Genomic DNA, 18,819 nt, shown 5'->3' on the forward strand with positions numbered 1-18,819 from the left:
TACGGGGGTATCCACTTTACCGCGTATAAATATAGGAAAGAAAGTGGTTCTTGCAATTTATTTTTGCCGTGCCGTTTTTAAAGCTTCGATTGTTGTATAATATTTTGAAATCATATTGGGCACCTCCCATTCCGGGAGTTTTCCGGCCTCTAAATACTTTAAATAGTTTTCCGTTACTTGACCGAAATGGGCCTCATGACCAATTTTGAATTCATCCGGAATAGCAATACGATACCCATCCTCTGAAAGCTTTTCCATGGCAACTCCTGGAAACTCGGTATTTATTTTAGTATTGATAGCGTCTGTAATGCCGGCTTCAAAGCCCTCTTTTTGTTTGGGCCGAACGTACAACATAGGCTTATAACCCTCTTCTGGCCCTTGTTTAATGATCAAATCACTTTTGGTACCTCGCATAATACTATAATGGGTGTCCCCCGTTCCCTCGGGAGCCTGGTAATTCCAAATTACGGAAACCTTGGCTAGCTTTCCGTTTATTTTGTAACGCATTTCCCCATTACAGTATACATGCAACTTTTCGTCCTTAATATCCTTTTGTAAATAGTCCGGATACGTATCGAGACCAGTAACTTTCTGAAATTCGTCCTTGGTCAAAATAGTGGGCCAACGTTTGGCATTAAGCATTTCAATATCCGTAGAATCGATGATCTGGCCGGGAAAGGCTTCCCATTGTACCAAGTCTACCAAATGTGTGGTTACATCTACTATGCCCTCACCTTCCTCATTTATATCAAAAAACCAAGGGGGACGTACCAAAGGTTGTCCTGAAACATATTTGAAAAAATGATGGACACTTTCCTTACTAATGGCCGGTTCCTCCAGGGAACCCTCCATCAATTCGCCGAACACGGAAGGCAATGTGGAAAAAAGTTTCTGCATGACCGTCGTCGATTCAAAACGTTCGGTCATGATATCATAAATGAGAAGGTTCTTTTCTTCGGCAATTTGAAAGGCCTCCTTCAATTTTTCAAATCCCTCGGGACTAATGACCAAGGGCTTATCGGCATATACATTGAGACCGGCCTTGACCGCTTCCAAAATGTAATCGATTTTTTTCGAATTTTTCCCGGCAACGATCATTACATTTCCCGGTTTTTCGGCAAGCATCTTTTCCAAATAATCGGGGCCTAGGTAATTCTTTGTGTTCCAATCCGTTGGTGACTCGTACCTGCTATTGTATGCCTCGATTTTGGTTAAAAAGTCCTGCACTTCCGGCCCTTCGGGAGCAAAAAGATAAATAGTGGAATCAACTTGGGGATACATGGTCTTGTGTACCAAGGCCGCATGAAAATGACCCGGATCCAAGGTCATCAACTTTACTTTTTCCACTACTTCTTCCCGATCCATTTTTTCATTGGTTTTTTTTTCCGCGCAGGCAAGGCAGAGTATCAATAAAAACAAGATCTTATACTTCATTCTTTTTGGTTTCATTACTTGTTAGGGAAAGTTATGATTTTTCCCGGGACTTTGCGTTACCGTTTTGAATCCATTTAAGGAAAGATCCTAAACCTTTACATAATCGGTTCCATAGGGTTTACGTTGTTCCCGCGCCAACATGGCATTGGCCTCGTCATCATTGACGAAGGTCTCGGTCTTATTGTCCCACTCCAATTTTCTATCGAATTGCATGGCGATGTCACTGATCAAACAAATGGCACAGGCCTTATGTCCTTTTTCAATAGGTGAAATGGGTTGCTTTCGCGTTTTGATACACTCCAACCAGTTGCCGTGCTGATCTTCGATCTTTTCAAGATGTATTTCGTTATCACCTATGACGGATTCCAATATTTTGGGATCAGAGGCATTTAGGGCCTTTGCGCTTTTTTCCTTATCCACGGGATCAGATGCAGACGCTTGATAGGCGCCACGAGAGACGAAAATCCATCCATCCGTGCCCTCATAGCGGATTCCATTGGTATATCCTCCACTGGTATAGACGGTCATACCGTTATCATATTCGTGCTTTACGAAGAAGTCGCCATGTACATTCCAGAGGCCGGACTTTGGAAATTCAGCCAGTGCCTCTACGGAAATTGGACCTGTCAACTCCGTATCCATTCCCCAGGCGGCCGAATCGTAATGGTGTTGGCCCCAACCGGTGATCATACCGGCCCCATAACTTCGTAACCTCAACCAGCCTGGTCGGCTATATCCTTCTTTGGGATGGACCCCGATTTCAGTATAAGGTACCTTGGGCGTAGAACCCAACCACATGTCAAAGTCCAGGTTGGAGGGTACTGGCATCTCGGGTGCTTCAGGACCCGAGGGGTCTCCGGGCAGTCCGATTTTTACCGTATGTATTTTTCCTATTCTTCCGTTTCTCACAAGTTCGGCAGCTACCCTAAACTGGGGCATGGCCCGTTGTTGTGTACCTACCTGAAGAATTGCACCTGTCTTCCTAATAACGTCCTGCAATTGTTGACCTTCCTTTAAGGTCAAGGATGTCGGTTTTTGCAAATAGATATCCTTCCCGGCCAAAGCCGCTTCCATAGCAGGTTGTGAATGCCAATGGTCCGGGGTACTTATCACCACCGCATCAATATCTTTGTCAATGAGCATTTCACGATAGTCGCCATAGGTTTTGGTATCCATATATTTGGCCTTGCCCGTCTTTTCCCTATAAAAGCCATCGACCAAATTTTTGGCATCCGCGGCCCTTTTGGAATCCACATCACAAACGGCGACGAACCGAGCCTCGTCAAAACGGATCGTATCATGAATATCATGGGAGCGTGCGATACGCCCACAACCAATTTGACCAATATTGATTTTGTTGCTAGGGGCTTCCTTGCCCATAACATGTGCGGGTACTATACTCGGGAAACCCACCATTGCGGCTGTTCCCATTGCTGTTTTTTCCATAAAATTTCTTCGCTTCACGATATTCTTGGTTTTATTTACTCTTTAATTAGTTGTACTTGTGGCGGATTTGCAAATGCTTGCCAGTAGGCTTCGGCCTCTTCGGCTTTGAGTGCACCGTCAAACACCACCATTCTATAATTCAACTCATATGTTTTATCGGGTTCAATTTTCCATTCTTCATGCCGAATCGGACAAAATTCGAAGAACATATCCCCCCTACCCCCATTGGCATCAACAGGCCATATACGCATAGGTTCGGGATACATCCGGTTTTTAGGATGACTCAGAAACAGAATACCATGCGTTCCCTGTCCGTCCGAAGATGCGCCGCTAACAATACACCAGCGGGCATTGCTACCATCGGCCGTCAATCGATCCTTGCCTTCGGAAGTGAGCACGGAACAGTTATCCTTATGCCAGCGTTCATTGAATCGCAGGCCGATACCGCCTCCGTAGCGGTAGGCCTCAAAAAGCATTCCCGATTCCAGCGGCGAGGTAAAAGTAGTGGTATAATCCAACATATACCGATCGGGACGTTCCAAATTCCAAAGTTGCACCTTCAAATCCTCGTTTAGTGCCACTTGAGGCGCATTGGCCGTCTTTAAATCGATATGTTCTTGGGCTGCCGTAAAGGAGGCAACAACATTGCCGGAACGGGTTTCCTTAAATTTCTTGAAAAGTACGGTTCCCATACCCTCGCCCAGATTCCAAAAATCTACCCGTTCCCCATCGACCTGTGTATGGGTCCATGGCCCCCATAACCCATAGTGATGATAATGATCCGGAGGCTGAATACGTGTGAGTGTATCCCCTTTTGGTGTTCGTATGGGATGTAGGTATCCGGATTTTTTATAGAGGGAATCAACACCTTTGGGAGGATACTTCATTTCATACCTGTATTGTACCAACGGAATATCTTCCAAAGACAATTGAAGACTTCCACCATGCTTGGAAGCGGATAGCCTTGGGCCGCTTATCAATTTCTTTTCGACTTTTTCCAGGTTATAGGAAGCCTTTTTATCCGGATGATGAAGAAACCAGAGTTTTTGCCCCTCTTCATCCCTTTGGTAAGAAACTGGCTCCCCATCACTGAAAATCATGTAATCATCGTCAGCAATAGTTTTGAAATCGCTAAGTTCCAGAGCTACTGGAACGGTATTTAAAATACCGTCGCCCTCCTTCACCTCAAATCGATATATCTCTTTTTCCTGGCATGACCCTAAAGTGATGACGAGGCAAAAAAGAAAAATCTGTTTCATGGACAAAGGTTTAGGCGACGGAATTTAAGAAAAAACTAACAAACTCAAACTCACTCAACTTATATCATTCACCGGATTCAGGTATGCTGGTCAGCGGAGGAATATTGTTCTCCACTCCCGGATATCCTTCATTTTGGTTAATGGTCCCCTGCGTATTTGCATTTATCGCTGGTGCCGGTATGGGCCATAGTACATGATACGGACTCATGGTAAACGCAACCCCAAATATGGTTCGAAGTCCAGGAATATTGTAAAAATCCGTTACATCCATAATACGGTCAAACCAAAAATTGGACTGGGAAAAATTATCCAAATTATAGGAAGTTCCCAGATATGATGTTCTTCCCGTTCTTGCAAAAATGTAGGCCATCCGGGTCAATTCCGTATTTCTAGGTTCCTCGTAATAGAGTTCCCTGGCCCGTTCGTCCAAAATCATAGCGATATTAACATCAGTAGCATCTATAGGATCTGCCTCCGCCCTTTCGCGAACTGCATTGATATCTGCAGCGGCCATGGCATTGTTATTATTCCAAAAATAAGCCTCGGCCCTCAAAAGGTAGGTTTCAGCCAAACGATAGATGTACCAATCCCCATGTCCTCCTGATGGTCTAGTGGCCGTAGGATCTTCCACAAACAGTTTATACTGGGGAAAACCATACCAATTACGTATGGTATCCGAACATAAAGGTGTGCCATCCGGTAGGTATAGCTGTAAATTTTGGCCGTAAAACGAATTGCCATCTGCCAACAACTGAGGTTCGTTATAGACCAAATCTTCCATATCGATCCAATTCCCGTTGTTCCGATTATGTCTCTGGTCATTGTTGGCGTTCTCCCAAACATCTATAGTGCTATAACGCGTACCCCGGTTTCTACCGATGCCCCGGCCCACTTCCAAAACCAATGGGATGTCCGCCAAGGGGTCGTCTGACATACCGTCCTGACCATCCGGGGTATTGATAAACCGCCACCATAATGGAACGGCCTGGCGCATAATACTGGTACCGTTACCGAAAGCACCTCTATCCCTAAACTCCAGCCGATCTATGGCCACCAAAATCCCTTCCGTGTTGCCCGGTAGACTTTTGTTCTCTACCTGGTGTAAATCCCAGGTAACATCCTTATCGACATTGGATTCATCAACTCCAAACCTACTTCGCATTAAATCATAATTGCCTCCATCGATGACTTGGGACGCTGACGCGATTGCCTCATCAAAATCACCCAGTGCCAAATTTACTTTGGTCAATAAATGCAAGACGGCTCCTCTAGTAATCTCTCCGCCGGCGGCAGTTTCATTGACCATGGGTACGGCCATATTAAGATCTTCCTGAATTTTCCTGAGGATAACATCCCTTTCCGTGGATACAAAATCCAATCGAGGCCCCGATATCTCCTCCAGAACAAATGGAACATCCCCAAATTGATGGGTCAAGCGATAATAGCGATAGGCCCTATGGAACAAAGCCCTACCCAAAATATCGTTTCGCTGTGCCTCACTTTCGAATTCGGCATCGTCCAGCCGATTTAATACGGTATTGGCGAATTTGATCCCTTCATAAAATTCCTCCCAAAACCATCCAATCTTGTTGGTGTTGGAATTGTTGAGATCGGCATCCGGGAGAATCTGCGCATTCAAATCCTGTGCTGGCCCCGCTTTGTCCGTTGTGCCCTCTATGGCCACCTCGGAAAAAATGTTTTCCGTAATCATAGGTGCTCCATCCCCGTAAAACTCTGCCCTGATACCGGTTAGAGCTTGGGCCAACACGGCATTTAGTCCTTCAGGAGTATTCAGGGCATTCTCCGGGGTGAAGAAGGATTTTGGTTCCTGTGTCAAGAATTCCTTGGTACACGAAAGTGGGATGCAAGCCAAAACAAACAGCACCACTGCCTTATATCCATATTTCTTACTTAAATTTTTCATAGTTCTATCTATTTTCTCTTTGTTATAAACTTATATCAAGACCCAGTGTAAAAAATCGTGGCACGGGTTCTCGGCCATTACCTACCAATTCACCGTCATCATTCCTGCTTGCCCCGTTAATATCGGTACCTTGGGGGTCATAGAAGTCCCAGTCCGGTGCCCAAACCGCCACATTACGGACGTTGCCATATATGCGGACACTGCTTATCCCAAACCTGGACAGAAAGGCTTGTGGGAGTCTATATGCCAAGGTAATATTGCTCAATCGAATAAAGGAACTGTTGCGATAAATGTTGAAGGCGGCACTACCATCATTGGAAAACAGTCGGGCATAGTCGTTCAAAGGGTTTTCCGGAGTCCAATAGGGTGTCACCGGAGAATTTACCCGATCCACAAAACCATTCCTATTCTTGGCCTCATTGAAAACCCGCTTTTGACCTAGATTGGAGTACAATTCAAAGGCGAAATCAATATTCTTGAAAAATGTAAACCTATTTGTCATACCCCAAATGTACTGGGGTGCACGGTTCCCCACGAAAACCTTGTCATCATCGTTCAAAATTCCGTTGTTATCCACATCCCGGAGTTTAAAGTCACCGGGCTCCACACCGTAACGGGCGGCCTCATCGGCCTCATCCAATTGCCATACCCCTAGTTCCTCAAAATCCCAAATGATATCCACAGGCTGGCCAATAAATCTTCTGTTCACAATATCATCCAATTCATTACCATTCTCGTCCAGATCTCCATAAAGTGCATTGATTTTGTTCCTGTTCATGGAAAAGTTGAAATTAGTACTCCATGCAAAGTTCTCCCTATTAAAATTTTGGGTGGATATTACAAATTCCAGCCCTTGGTTCTGTACCTCCCCCAAATTGGTGAACACATTTTCAAATCCAGTAACATTGGGCAATTCACGTTCAACGATTAAATCCGTGGTGATGTTTCTATAAGCATCGATCGATCCCTCGACGACACCTCCGGCAAAACTAAAATCCAACCCTAAGTTGACCGCCTTAGTCCTTTCCCAGCGTAGATCAGGATTTTGGAGGGTAGTATTATCAAGGGTAGCTACCGGTATTACTCCGGAGTCGCCAACATTAAGATAGTTGCCAGCCGCCAATTGGGATAACTGGGCATATGCGCCTAATCCGCGTTCAGCCTCAAAAGACCTAAAACCACCCGGGTCAGGGTTGGTATCAATTCGCCTTCCACTACCAAAACCTCGATTTCCATTTTCACCATAGGAGGCCCTAAGCTTTAAAAAGGTGATAAGATCGGACTTAAAGAAATCTTCTTCGGAAATGGTCCATGCCCCGGCAATAGAGGGGAAAAACCCCCGTTGATTGGCAGCTCCAAAGGCTGAATAACCATCCCTACGCATGGTTAAACTCAGATTGTACTTGGCATCATAATTATAATTGAGACGCGTCATAATAGCGTCGCCCGTGGTTTCCTCATCATCCGAGAATACCCCTTGGATAAGCCCTGCCTGTAAGGCGCCAAAACCCAAAGCGTCATTGGGCTCAAAGGTATTGGAATTGGCAATGGTGGTAAAGGTCTGATACTTTTCTGCATAGAATAAGGCAGTTAGGCCAAAGGTATGTTTCCCCAAGGTCTTGTCCCAACGGATAATATTGTCCAACTGGTATTCCGTTTGCTTGCGATTCCAACGCTGCGAGCGCCCTACCTGATTGTTGGGATTTAACGATGAGGCATGAACAAAGTATTCTTCGACATCCAAACGATTGGTATAACCCAGTTCATAGGAGAATCCCAAGGGCAATTGCACCTTGGCATATATCCGCGAGTTGAAGGAATGCTCCAAATCTACCCAATCGTCGTATGTAGGCCTTAAAAAGGCACTTTGGGCACCTGCCCCAGGGTCGTCCTGTGGGCTGATTCTCAAGAATTCCCCAGAATCGTCGAACTCGGAACCCCAAGGTGAGGAAGCAAAAACCTGGTTTTGGTCGGCCGGTAAAAAACCTTCGTCCCTTTTGGCAAATTGGGTGTTCATCCCCACGGTCAACCAATCGTTAATCTTGGCATCCAAATTTAAACGGGATCGCAAGGTCTCAAATTTTTCACCCGCTATGATACCTTCGTTGGACATACGGCCGATAGACCAGTAGTAGTTTAGCCCTCCATTACTCCCGGAAATGCTGACGTTCTGCTCGTTTCTAAAACCGGTTTGCATGATCTTATCATACCAGTTGATACTATTACCGGCCAAATAGTTATTGACTTCTACATTTTGAAACCCTATTCGGGTCAACCAAACTGCTGTCGGATCTCCCTGTGCCCCGGTATAACCCAGCCATTGATCCAAAGTGACCCCATCCGGTAAGTTATTGGGATTGTCAAATACCCCAGGATTTTCAGAAGCGAACTGGCCTCGGCTACTTTTAAAGACGTCCACCCGCCAATTGGCATAGCCCTCGGGGCTATACGGCCTAACCGGATTTGCCTCTCGGGTTATGCCTACGCTAGTGTTGATATTGATTACAGGCTTATCGCTAGTTCCCCTTTTGGTGGTCACTAGGATAACACCACTGGCCCCACGAGCTCCATAAACGGCAGCGGAACTGGCATCTTTCAATACATCTAGCTTATCGATATCGGCCGGGTTGATATCCGAAAGATCTCCCGTATATAGAATACCATCGACTACGATCAAAGGACTACTCCCCGCGGCCAAGCTGTTGTTTCCCCGTATCTGGATTTCACTATTTCCCTTTGGAGTGGCGGAAAATCCTATGTTTAGGCCTGCAACGTTACCGCGCAAGATATCAGTGACCGTATTAACGGATTGATTGGCAACTTCGGTAGCATCCAGTTGCGCCACCGCACCGGTCAAATCTTTCTTTCTTACGGCTCCATACCCCACCACCACAACTTCGTCCAGGGTTGAGGCCGTGGCTACCATGGTAACATTGATTGTGGAGTTGCCCTCCACGGGTATTTCCTGGGCTTCAAAACCAATGTAGGTAAATACTAAGGTAACATTGGCATTGGAGACCTCTATGGAATAGTTTCCATCAAAATCCGCAGAGGCACCATTAGTAGTACCTTTTTCCACCACGGCCGCACCGGGCAAGGGTACTCCTGCATCATCAACCACTGTTCCAGTAACCATAAAAGAGTCCTGACTATACGAAAATATAGTGAACATCACGGCAAAGAGGCATAGGATCCATGCCCTTTTTGGAACTTTCGCTTTTTCAAATAAGTGTTTCATAAAATCGGTCATTTAAGTTTAGAATGTTGAATTGTTAAACAAATCTAAACAAAAATCGCATTAATGCAATCGATTGCGTAAAAATTTATGAAACAAATGTATTTTTTAACGCAACAAACGTTTTATGGGTTCTCCAATACCTTCCAAACCGATTTGTTAAAAGTTTTTATCCGCTTTTTTTCTCGGTTCCATATTTGTTGCGTATTATTGTTGCAGAAAGTGTTGCCATTATGGGTAAAAAAATTACGATTTACGACTTGGCAAAAAAGCTCAACGTCTCTCCTGCAACGGTGAGTAGAAGTTTGAACGACCATCCATCCATAAGTAAAAAAACAAAGGACAAAATCATTGCCGCGGCCAAATCCTTGGGATATCGCACCAACAAATTCGCCGCGAACCTAAGCCAACAAAAATCCAATACCATTGGTGTGATAGTGCCCAGATTGAATTCCAATTTTATGTCCACGGTACTGGCCGGTATAGAAAAAGTGGCGAACGACGTTGGCTATAACTTGATTATCAGTCAATCCCTTGAGTCGGCCGAAAAAGAAGTATTGAATGCCAAAACCTTATATGATAGTGGTGTAGATGCCCTAATGATTTCCTTGGCTTATGGTACGGAAAACTTTGATCATCTTACGACATTTATCGATCGAAAGATACCCTTATTGTTTTTTGATAGGGTATTTGATCTCCCCAATTGTCCGACGATTTTAATTGATAATGAGGCTGCGGGCTATGAGGCTACGGAACATTTAATAAATCAAGGTTGTACCAATATCCTGCACATTGCCGGGGGATTGAAAAGAAATGTATATTGCCAAAGGTTCAAGGGCTACAAAAGGGCTTTGGAAAAATATGGTATCACCTTTAGAGAGGATAATTTGGTAGAAGTAGACCTGGATTTAAGTAGAGTACCGGAAGTAATAGCCCATATTAAAGAATCCGACCCAAAAATTGACGGATTGTTCGTGGCCAATGATACCTTTGCGGTTCACTGTATCAAAGAACTCAAAAAGGAAGGATATCGCGTCCCACAGGATATAAAAGTCATGGGGTTCAACAATGACCCGGTATCCGAAGTCATTAGCCCCAATCTAAGTACAATAGACTATCCAGGCTATAAAATGGGTGTGTTGGCCGGGCAAAGCATTATTGGACATTTAAGTGGTACCATAAATTTGCAATCTGCCAATCAAATTACCCTTAGACATACCTTAATCATTCGGGAATCTACCCAAAAATAATCGGCATATTATGAAAAAAGTGACATCGACCGTTCTATTATCCATTTTTTGTTTGATTGTCAAAGCACAGGGCATTCAAGAATTTGAGCCTAACGACGAATGGTTGGCCCAAATAGAAAAAATTGCCCCGACCGAACCAACGGTCAAAAATGTGGGTAAAAAGAGAATTCTGGTCTTCTCCAAAGCCACTGGGTTCTACCATTGGACCATTCCGCATAATATTGAAATGTTGAAAATTCTTGCCAAAAAAAGTAAAGCTTTTGAGATCCACGTAGGTTACGATATTCAAAAATTTGAAAAGAAAAGCCTCAAGGAATATGATGCCGTGATTTTTAACAATTGCAACCCCAGTGGTCCGGATAGAGATCTTTTTGCCGATTTGCTCCGTCAAAACACCTCATTGTCCGATACCGAAATCAAGAACAAAGCTCCAGAATATGAAGCGAATATGATGAACTACGTCAAGAAGGGCGGCGGACTAATGATACTGCACGGCGCCATTACCGTACAGAACAATTCATTGGAATTCAGCAAAATGACGGGAGGCAGTTTTGACTACCATCCCAAGCAACAGGAAATGCACCTGAAGGAAGTAGATGCAAACCATCCCTTGGTGCGAGCATTCAAGGGTAAGGGACTTACCCATATAGACGAACCTTATTTTTTTAAGAATGCCTATTTCGACTACAATTTTAGGCCGTTGCTCTATATTGAAGTGGATCAATTGGAAGATGTAAGAAAAGCAGTAAGCAACAATATCAATTACGTATCCTGGATTAAAAGATACGGTAAGGGACGGGTATTCTATTCTTCTCCCTCCCATAATGCGCAGAGTTTGGAAAATCCTGAATTGTTACAGTTCTTTTTGGACGGTCTACAGTATGTTGTAGGAGATTTGGAGTGTGATGATAGCCCAATTACTCAATAGGTTTTAATATATAAGACTTGCCTATGGTGAATTGTAAAAAGCTTTAGACTTCAACAGTAGTTTGTCGTTTAATGAAAAGGCTTTTTTGCAATTTAAAAAGACCGATATCCAAGGACTTCAAGCACATCAAAATCTAATAAGACTTTTTATTCTTAAATCTTTCTTTTCAGGTAACTCCTCAATTAACAAATGATAGCCATAGGAACAAGGTAAAATAAACGGTACTGTCCAAGAGATTTATGGGTCGTACCTATTTGGATAAAATCCCTGGTCCCACACGAAGTGAAATTGAACCAAGGTAATCCCAGTTGTTATAGCCTAAAATAGTTTTCCCGTAAAAAACACAACCTACCCTTAATTTGTGACAACTTCAACAACGCATTCAAAAGAACGGTCTAAAAAGTGTTAAAAAACAACGCAAATGACAATTATCAGTTTTTACAATAAGCCAAACCTGATATTTTTGCACTTTAAATATGTTAATTCAATATTAATGCTATCTAAATACAATAGCAATACTATCAAAAATAACTAAACTATGGTAGGAGTTAAGTTTAAGGAAGGAACCTGGACCAAAGAAGTCAATGTCAGGGATTTTGTTGCCAACAATATCACACCGTATCACGGGACACATGATTTTTTGGTAGGCCCTAGTAAAAGAACGCAAAGATTATGGGAAGTCTGCAAGAAAGCCGTCGAGGAAGAGCGACAAAACAATGGTGTACGCTCCTTGGATACCGAGACAATTTCCACGGTTACTGCTTTCAATGCAGGATATATCGATAGGGAAAATGAGGTTATTGTCGGCCTACAGACCGATGAACTGCTAAAACGTACCATGAAGCCTTTTGGAGGTTTTAAAGTGGTGCAAAAGGCACTGGCCGAGCATGGAGTACAACCCAATGACCAACTTACAGAATTGTTTACCAAGTATGTTAAAACCCATAACGATGGAGTTTTCGATGCCTACAATTCGGAAATTAAAAAGTACCGATCATTGGGTATTTTGACGGGGTTGCCCGATAATTATGCCCGTGGTAGGATTATTGGTGATTACCGTCGTGTACCCCTATACGGAATAGACTTCCTTATTCAATGTAAAAAGGACGATCTGGAGCAAATTGCCGGTCCAATGAGTGATGATGTCATTCGCCTAAGGGAGGAGGTTTCGGAACAGATAAGGGCCCTAAGGGAAATCATCAAACTGGGCGCCAAGTACAATTTGGATCTAAGGCGTCCGGCGCAAAACGCCCAAGAAGCGGTACAATGGGCCTATATGGCCTATTTGGCCGCAGTCAAGGAACAGGATGGAGCGGCCATGTCCCTGGGTAACATTTCCACATTTCTGGATATTTTCATAGAGCACGACCTTCAGGAAGGGCATATCACCGAAATGGAGGCCCAGGAGTACATTGATCAGCTCGTTATGAAATTGCGGATGGTACGCCATTTGAGAATGGCTGCCTATGAAGAGATTTTTGCAGGCGATCCAACATGGGTTACCGAGGCCATAGGAGGAATGTTCTCCGATGGAAGGACCAAAGTGACAAAAACGTCGTTCCGTTTCCTAAACACCTTGTATAACTTGGGTCCCTCGCCAGAGCCCAACCTCACCGTGTTGTGGTCTCAAGACATGCCTGAGAATTTTAAGGCATACTGTGCAAAAATCGCCATAGATACCTCATCCATTCAATTTGAAAACGATACACTTATGCGGAGCGGTAGGGGATCTGATGATTATGGTATTGCCTGTTGCGTCTCATATCAAGAGTTGGGAAAATCGATCCAGTTTTTCGGGGCTCGTACCAATTTGGCCAAGACACTTTTACTGGCCCTTAATGGGGGACGATGTGAAATTACGGGCACCCAGATCGTTAACGGCATATCGGAAATGGAAGGGGAATATCTTGACTTTGATGCGGTAATGGCCAATTACAAGATTGCTATAAAGGAAATTGCCCGTGTGTACAATGATTCCATGAATATCATCCATTACATGCACGATAAATATTATTATGAGAAAGCGCAAATGGCCCTAATCGATTCCAATCCCCGTATTGATATTGCCTATGGTATTGCAGGACTGTCCATTGTGGCGGATTCACTTTCGGCCATCAAATATGCCAAGGTAAAACCTATCCGTAATGCGGAGGGGCTAACTGTTGATTTTAAGATCGAAGGTGAATTCCCCATGTACGGAAACGACGATGATAGGGTCGATGACCTGGCCGTAAACGTGGTGGCCGATTTTAATCGGGAATTACAGCAATTGCCGGTTTACAAAAATGCAAAACCTACCATGTCCGTCCTGACTATTACTTCAAATGTGGCGTACGGCAAGAAAACCGGGGCAACCCCTGATGGAAGGGCAAAGGGTATTCCTTTTGCGCCAGGGGCCAACCCCATGCACGGTCGTGATTCGCATGGGGCCATTGCTTCCCTGAATTCGGTCGCTAAAATCAAATATGAGGATTCCCAGGACGGTATCTCCAATACCTTCTCCATTGTGCCCAAGTCCCTAGGGATGAGGGATAAGGACCGCATTGAAAATCTGACCACGATTTTGGACGGTTATTTCTCCCGAAATGCCCAACATATCAATATTAATGTACTAGATAGGGAAACCTTGATCGATGCAATGGAAAATCCTGGGGAATATCCACAGTTAACGGTTCGTGTTTCCGGTTATGCCGTTAACTTTATAAGGTTGACCCGGGAACAGCAAATGGAGGTCATAACACGTTCCTTCCACGAAACCATGTAATGTTTACGGTTCAAAAAACATCTGGCGACCAGGATTTTTAATTCTCTTCGCCAGATGTTGGCCATACAATAAATCCTCCTATCAAAACTACGGCAAACTCATTACGGGTACATTCCATCGAATCCTTTGGCACACATGATGGTCCAGGAATACGTTTGGTTATATTCCTTCAGGGCTGTAAACTAAAATGTGTGTATTGCCATAATCCGGATACCATTGATACTTCTGGCGGTAAGGAGTATCCTATTGACGAATTGGTGGAGATGGCGGTAAGAATGAAACCTTATTTTGGTGACAGAGGAGGGGTAACCGTATCGGGAGGGGAACCCTTGCTACAATCCAAGGAATTGGTGCCTTTCTTTAAAAAGCTAAAGACCGAGGGCATCCATACCAATATCGATACCAATGGCAGGATTCTGAACAACTATACCAAGGAATTGTTGGACAAGTATGCCGATCTTGTTATGCTGGACATCAAGCATATGACCGAAGAAGGTTACGAGGCCATAACGGGTTTGCGAAACAAGGAAACCACCTTTAATCTGGCCAGATATAGGGAAGCGTCCGGAAAGAAAATGTGGCTTAGATATGTATTGATTCCTGAACTTACTAACATTCCCGAACTGTTACATGCCCTGGGCAATTATTTTAAGGATTACAATACTATTGAAAGGATAGAGCTTCTGTGTTATCATAAACTTGGTGTCCATAAATGGGAAGCCCTTGGCTGGGAATACCCCTTAAAGGATGCTCGTGAAAATACACAGGAAGAGATACAAACAGCTGTACATATATTGGAAAAGTACTTTAAGAAAGTAACGGTCAATTAATGGAGTTCCAAACACCAAAATACCTTGAACCCCGATAGTATTTAAAACCATTTCGTAGCCCTTGTAGCCTAGAATTACCCATGAATATAAAGTATGGCATATTTCCCACATCCAAGTAACCGCGTCAATTGCCGACAAAATTTTTATTATAAAACCAGTTGGGTTCCTGTAAACCATGTATTATGAAAACCTACAAAGAGCTTCATAAACGAGCTTCCGAATTCACTAGTCGATCGGAATACCTAGATCACGAATTGCAAATAATGAAGCCTAGGAGATACAGGCTAAATCTTCCAGGTAGGGATTTTAGATTTGAATGGGAAGATTTGGTGCCGGCTCTAGCGGGCACCCTGGGTATTATTGCTATGTATTCGTCAGTAATGATAGCTTGGGCCAACGGTTTAACCGAGGCTTGGGACCATATTACACTTGGTAAGGAGTTTGCCATTGAGGTATCACGGGTAGAGATGATAATTCCTGCCCTTTTGTTTGTTGTTTTGGCCTCGGGCTTTTTAAATCCCAGGGCAAACTTGGCCGGTAATCATGGTCCCATGATACCACTTATTGCCAGTATGGCCTTAGCGGGCGCCCATCCATTGGCATTGGCTATCCTAATTGGGGTATTTGGGCTTCTACTCAGTCTTTTTAAGGGAGGATCTCGCTTAGTGGACCTGACCAGCAAAGGAGTCGCCGGTGGGTTGTTGATATTTTTGGGATTTATGGGAGCACTGAGTCAAATCAAGACCGTTCAATCTTGGGGCACGGGACTTGAATCAACTACTGTTGAAGCCGGGTCCATGGGGTTTTTGGGACTAATTATTTTAGGTGTCACAGTGGTTGTATACAGCTATCTGGCGAGAATTGACAAACGTTGGCTGGCCATTCCCGTTTGCGCAATTACAGCATTGGCAATAGCCTTAATGGGGGGAGCTGGTTTTGATCTTCAATTTACGACCGAAATGGGATTGCCCAACCTAAACCCAGTTCATTGGTGGGGAAGCACGGAAAAAGGCTGGATGCTAGGTCTACCAAATACCCAGCACTTCATTGCCTCCCTACCATTTGCAATCTTAGCGGTAGCCATGTGGTCCCCGGACTTCTTGGGACATCGTATTTTTCAAGAAATGAATTATCCCAAGAACTCTGAGAAAGTATTGATGGATGTAGACGATACCATGACCCTATGTTCAATCCGACAAATGGTAGGAACCGCTGTTGGTGGCGGCAATATTACCTCATCTTGGGGTACTTATATGATTCCGGCCGCGATCGCCAAAAGGCCAATTCCCGGTGGTGCTATTCTTTTGGGCATTATGGTAATGGCGGTAGCTATCTTAGGAAGTCCCATGGATGTAGCCGTTTGGCCACCAGTGCGATGTATCGCCTTGCTCGTTGGGGTATTCCTACCTTTAATTGAAGCAGGGGTTCAAATGATAAAAGAAAGTGCAAGTGCACAAGCTGCTGGGATTTGTATTTTCGCTGCGATGGTAACAAACCCGGTATTGGCTTGGGCCTTGGCCATGTTCTTGGATAACAATGGCCTAATCGGGGATAAAGAAAGAGCAAAGAAGCTGTCCAAGGTAGATAAATTGATTATTCCCTTGGGCATACTGACCATTTGTGTTTTGGCAATCCTCTCTGTTGGAATGTTCAAAGGAAGTTACGGTATTCCAGCCTTATTGTGATATGAATAATTTAAATCAGTCGACCGGATGTGATTTTCACCATCATCCAAAACTACAGGAACTATTCATAAAAAAGAAATCCACTGTGGAGTGCAAGAAAAGTGATTAGCAACACTATAAATTACGTTTCCTAGATCAAAAGACCTTGGAAAGGATAGATGTTCCATTCTTCTCCCCGCACATTGTACAGATTTTGGAAGAACCAGGACCGCTAAACCATTTATCATACTGTCTCCAATATGTTGTGGGAGATTTCGAGTTCGATGATAGCCCAATGAAAAAATAACAATATCTTCTTTTTTTAGACGTTAAATACAGGTAATTTGCACCATTACCAGTAATGAATGCATAAGTTTTTCGGCTTTGAAAAAAACATTAGTTCCCCTACTAAGTACCTTACTCGTTTTATTTCTCGGATGTTCCAAGGATTCTGATTCCGATCCCACTGATAAGTTGGAACCGGACATAATAGCTCCTGAGGTAGACTTTTCAATAACTGGCTTTGATACCAGTACCACAGAACCCCTGCTCTTGAAGGGGGAAATCGAAATAAACGTTAATGCAACGGATCAAGGAGGCATTGGGAAAGTGGAAGCTTTTATAGATGACACAAAGGTCGGTGAGGACGTTTCGTCCCCATATAAAATAGTCGTTGACCTCAATTCATTTTTATCATCCGCCGATAAAGGTTCTGATGATTTCAATGGAGTACTTAAAATTGCTGTTTCCGATAAAGCCGGTAACCAAACAACTGTTTCAAAGAGTATTGTTATCACTATCCCTACGGTTTTGATTAAGTTGACCATTCCCGAAGGGTATCTCCGTCCTTTTTTCAAAACCGTTTATGCGTTCGTATCGGATATGGATGGAAATCTGTTGGAGTCCACCGTAACACCTATTTCACCAACCACCAGGACGCTGACCTTATACGCCCCGGAGGATTTTGATTTAGAAAAGGAATTTATGTTAACCTTCATGACCTTCAATCAAAGTTCAATCACGAGTTCCTTTGCAACCACCTATCAAAACTTAACCCTCGAAAACCCTAAGGAGATTGAGCTAAAAATTCCTGAAAGATTTACTACCATTAACAACCAAATCCTTGAAGCTATCGGGTTCCCAGAACATCTGCACTTCATTGGCGATGGCACAGATTACAGAACCAGTCTTTACTCGAGGACCCAGGAATGGCTTTTTTCCGAAATGAGACCGGACACAAGTCCAGAAAGGACTTCGAATAAAATATACCTTGGTTACCACTCCATTGAAGATCATACGGACTATTACTATTTGTTTCTTGACCGACCTCTTACAGAAGATTTTCAGTTGGATATAAGTGATTTTGAGAATACTAATTCAGCAACAAAATCCATTTCATTTACCAACTTTCAGCATAGACCAGATATTCAGACCAGTGTTTCCATTTTTGGTTACGAAAATGAAGAAGATGTTCAAAACGATATTTACCATACTTTATGGGCCCTGAGAACAGGGAATTTTGCTTTTCCTATGCAGTATAACTACAACAATTCCTTTTATCAATACAGACATCAAATCAGGATGGAACATTTTTATTCTGAAGGTATCGGACTTCCCAAGGACGAATATACCATACCAAGTTGGACTATAAACCCAGTCATTCAAAACAATAAGGTAGTACTTAATAAAACTGGCCAAGGCCATACCGTGGGAAGACTTAATTTAATGAAAGGCAATGAGAGTTTCATCTATGATTGGAGAATTCTATTTGATAGTGATAAGACCGACGAGGTAGTGATTCCTAAACTACCGGAAGCATTTCAAAACTCTCCCTTAGCCAATGACATAAGCTCAGGGGATTTAAACATTCGACAATTGGAAATAAGCAATTTTAACAATATCACTGCCTACGGAGACTACATAACAAAAACCGTAAAAGAACAGAAAGATATCCATGAAGTATCAGATGGAAGGGAGACCATTTTTATAGCCAATCCATCGGTCTACATACAGTTTAAAGATTTGTTCTTTGATTAGTCCCTAATCCACACCATGATAAATATTTGATACCTATTTGCAGCTCAA

Annotated in this window: 11 protein-coding genes; 6 read left to right on the top strand and 5 right to left on the bottom strand. The window is 43.4% G+C overall.

From position 1 onward, the window contains the following. Positions 1–57 precede the first annotated feature (57 nt). The 5 genes from ACO06Y_RS20240 to ACO06Y_RS20260 form a co-directional block, all read right to left on the bottom strand. Positions 58–1,434 carry a putative oxidoreductase C-terminal domain-containing protein gene (locus ACO06Y_RS20240; RefSeq protein ID WP_422080865.1) on the bottom strand — a complete coding sequence of 459 codons (1,377 nt, stop codon included), beginning with the start codon at positions 1,432–1,434 and terminating at the stop codon, positions 58–60. A gap of 87 nt (positions 1,435–1,521) precedes the next feature. Next, complete coding sequence (locus ACO06Y_RS20245; protein ID WP_422080866.1) at positions 1,522–2,898, bottom strand: Gfo/Idh/MocA family protein; 1,377 nt, start codon at positions 2,896–2,898, stop codon at positions 1,522–1,524. A gap of 17 nt (positions 2,899–2,915) precedes the next feature. Continuing rightward, a complete protein-coding gene (locus tag ACO06Y_RS20250; protein ID WP_422080867.1) occupies positions 2,916–4,139 on the bottom strand; it encodes a PmoA family protein in 1,224 nt (407 codons plus the stop codon). Positions 4,140–4,203: 64 nt separating this feature from the next. After that, positions 4,204–6,063 (bottom strand): RagB/SusD family nutrient uptake outer membrane protein, encoded by a 1,860-nt coding sequence (locus ACO06Y_RS20255; protein WP_422080868.1) that lies wholly within the window; start codon positions 6,061–6,063, stop codon positions 4,204–4,206. A gap of 22 nt (positions 6,064–6,085) precedes the next feature. Continuing rightward, positions 6,086–9,301, bottom strand: coding sequence for a SusC/RagA family TonB-linked outer membrane protein (locus ACO06Y_RS20260; RefSeq protein ID WP_422080869.1), 3,216 nt, complete (start codon positions 9,299–9,301; stop codon positions 6,086–6,088). A 230-nt stretch (positions 9,302–9,531) separates the two neighbouring features. On the opposite strand from ACO06Y_RS20260, the gene ACO06Y_RS20265 reads away from it, so the two are divergent. The 6 genes from ACO06Y_RS20265 (at position 9,532) to ACO06Y_RS20290 (ending at position 18,771) form a co-directional block, all read left to right on the top strand. Continuing rightward, a complete protein-coding gene (locus ACO06Y_RS20265; RefSeq protein ID WP_422080870.1) occupies positions 9,532–10,548 on the top strand; it encodes a LacI family DNA-binding transcriptional regulator in 1,017 nt (338 codons plus the stop codon). A 10-nt stretch (positions 10,549–10,558) separates the two neighbouring features. Continuing rightward, the gene (locus ACO06Y_RS20270) at positions 10,559–11,476 is read left to right on the top strand and encodes a ThuA domain-containing protein (RefSeq protein WP_422080871.1); all 918 of its coding nucleotides are present in this window, start codon (positions 10,559–10,561) and stop codon (positions 11,474–11,476) included. A gap of 538 nt (positions 11,477–12,014) precedes the next feature. Next, positions 12,015–14,240 carry a formate C-acetyltransferase gene (gene pflB, locus ACO06Y_RS20275; protein ID WP_422080874.1) on the top strand — a complete coding sequence of 742 codons (2,226 nt, stop codon included), beginning with the start codon at positions 12,015–12,017 and terminating at the stop codon, positions 14,238–14,240. Between the two features lie 116 nt (positions 14,241–14,356). Then, positions 14,357–15,070, top strand: coding sequence for a pyruvate formate-lyase-activating protein (gene pflA / locus ACO06Y_RS20280; RefSeq protein WP_422084202.1), 714 nt, complete (start codon positions 14,357–14,359; stop codon positions 15,068–15,070). A gap of 182 nt (positions 15,071–15,252) precedes the next feature. After that, on the top strand, positions 15,253–16,755 hold the full coding sequence (locus ACO06Y_RS20285) for a DUF3360 family protein (protein ID WP_422080875.1): 1,503 nt from the start codon (positions 15,253–15,255) through the stop codon (positions 16,753–16,755). Between the two features lie 363 nt (positions 16,756–17,118). Next, positions 17,119–18,771: an Ig-like domain-containing protein gene (locus ACO06Y_RS20290; protein WP_422080876.1), complete on the top strand. Its 1,653-nt coding sequence runs from the start codon at positions 17,119–17,121 to the stop codon at positions 18,769–18,771. Positions 18,772–18,819: the final 48 nt, after the last annotated feature.

Source organism: Ulvibacterium sp., from assembly GCF_965228935.1.
In the GTDB taxonomy this organism is placed as follows: domain Bacteria; phylum Bacteroidota; class Bacteroidia; order Flavobacteriales; family Flavobacteriaceae; genus Ulvibacterium.